Origin of the sequence: Aphanothece hegewaldii CCALA 016 (genome assembly GCF_003007785.1) — a bacterium.
Taxonomy (GTDB): domain Bacteria; phylum Cyanobacteriota; class Cyanobacteriia; order Cyanobacteriales; family Microcystaceae; genus Chroococcus; species Chroococcus hegewaldii.
Genome location: NZ_PXOH01000094.1, coordinates 1 through 2,192, shown reverse-complemented (window position 1 = coordinate 2,192; position 2,192 = coordinate 1). Strand labels below are relative to the sequence as shown.

The following is a 2,192-nucleotide window of genomic DNA, read 5'->3' as shown; positions in this document are numbered from 1 at the left end:
ACTCCCGATTTAGTAGGAAGCCTCAATGTACCACAGACAGTGGCTTGGCAAGAGCAAATTACCGTAAACTGGAGCGTAACTAATGTTGGCTTTGCAACAGCGAGTGCGACTTGGAGCGATCTTATTTATCTTTCTCAAGATGCCCAACTCGATGCCCAAGATATTTTGCTCTTCACTCAACCGACAGGAGAACAAACTCCCCTATTAATTTCACAAAGTTACAGCCAAACTCAAAAACTCGTCATTCCTCAAACAACCGTAGGAAGTTACTATTTACTCTTAGTTATCGACCCAGACAACCAGCAAGAAGAATCGAACGAGTTAAACAACATCAAAGCCCAGCCCTTTGAAGTAACCGCAGCCGACTTAATAGTTTCTAATCTTGCTGCACCAGATACAGTCGTATGGGGAGAAACAGCAAATATTTCTTGGACAATCAGCAATCAAGGTAACGGAAAAGCGATAGCCGACTGGACTGATACAGTATATCTTTCCGCCGATGAGACATGGGACGATGGGGATTTACTATTAAGTACTCAAAATCAGGAGCCTCTAGAAGCTCTATCCAACTATACAATTACCACCAACCTTAACTTTTCTGATTTCGCTCTCGGCAATTACTATCTATTATTAACAACTGACTTTAACAACACACAGCAAGAAACTGACGAAACTAATAACCGAACAACTCGTCCCATTCGACTCCTTGCTCCCGACTTAAGCGTCTCTTCGCTCACCGTTCCACAGCTTGAAATTTCTCAACCTGGTCAAACGATCTCACTCAGTTGGACAGTTAGTAACGAGGGAAGCCAAACCGCAACGGGTGCTTGGGTTGACCGTCTCTATCTCTCGCCAGACGGGACTCTAGAGAGTAGCATTTTCGTGACAGACGTTATTCGTAACCTTAGCCTTGGTGTGCAAGAAAGCTATACCGCCTCAACACAAATTATTGTACCAGATCTACCTGACGGCAACTATCGCCTGTTAGTCGTCACTGATGCTCTTAACCAACTTATTGAAAGTCCAACAGGAGAAATCAACAACCAAAAAGCATCTGTAGCTTTTGAGATAGGACATCCCGACCTAGTTGCCCTCATTACTGCGCCACTGCAAGTCACATCTGGAACAACCATTCCTTTAACTTGGACAACAACTAATACGGGAACCGCTCCCACTCTTAGCACTTGGAGCGATCTCATCTACCTCTCTACCGACACGCTCTTCGACGCAACCGACTTACTCCTCGGTCAATTTAATGCAACCGAAACGCTCTATTCACAAACAAGCTTTGAAGCACAAATTAGCTGGAATATTCCTCTTTCTCTAAGCGGGAACTACCATCTGCTCGTCGTCACCGATGCTTTTAGAACCGTAAAAGAACTGGGTGCAGAAAATAACAACGTGACCACCTCGGCATTTGAAATTAAACTAGCTCCCTACGCCGATTTAGCGGTCTCTTCTATTATGGCCCCTGCCCTAACCCTTGGCGACCCAGCATCCGTTGAGATCGGTTGGACAGTGACCAACATCGGAACCGGTAGAGGACGCACCGAGCAATGGAGGGATCTCGTCATTCTCTCAAGCGATGAAATCGTAGGCAACGGCGATGATCAAGTCATCATGCAGTACATTCATACGGGCGGACTCGATGTCGGAGATAGCTACTCGCGTCACGAAACAATTCTCCTCCCACCCACCTTTGAAGGACACTATCGCCTGTTTGTCTCGACCGATGCCGACAAAATTGTCTTTGAAAATCAATTAGAAACTAACAACCAAGCCAGCGCAACCAACTACTTTGATGTTGTTTCCATTCCCTACGCTGATTTAGTTATTCCGACATTAACAACAAACCCAACCGCTAACAGTTCGGATCTTCTTACCGTGTCTTGGAGCGTTAAAAACCAAGGCATCGGCATCACCAACACCAGTTCTTGGACAGACCGCCTCTTTTTAGCAAGTGATGCAGAAGGGCAAAATATCATTGCCGACCTAGGAAGATTTGAACGGGCAGGTGCTTTAGCGGCGGGAAATACTTACCAGCGCTCCGTCTCTGTTCTTCTGCCCAACGGACTTAACGGAACTTACTATATTGTTGCCAATACGTCTGGACCAAAAGAATTCATCTACACCACCAACAACAGCCGCGTCTCAGAAGCCATACAAATTAGCTTAACCCCTCCACCCGACTT

Annotated in this window: 1 protein-coding gene; it reads left to right on the top strand. The window is 45.9% G+C overall.

Translation table 11 applies throughout. The annotated features are described in order from the left end of the window. Positions 1 to 2,192, top strand: a 2,192-nt coding sequence (locus tag C7H19_RS25060; RefSeq protein ID WP_281261739.1) for a CARDB domain-containing protein, incomplete at both ends; no start/stop codon positions are given.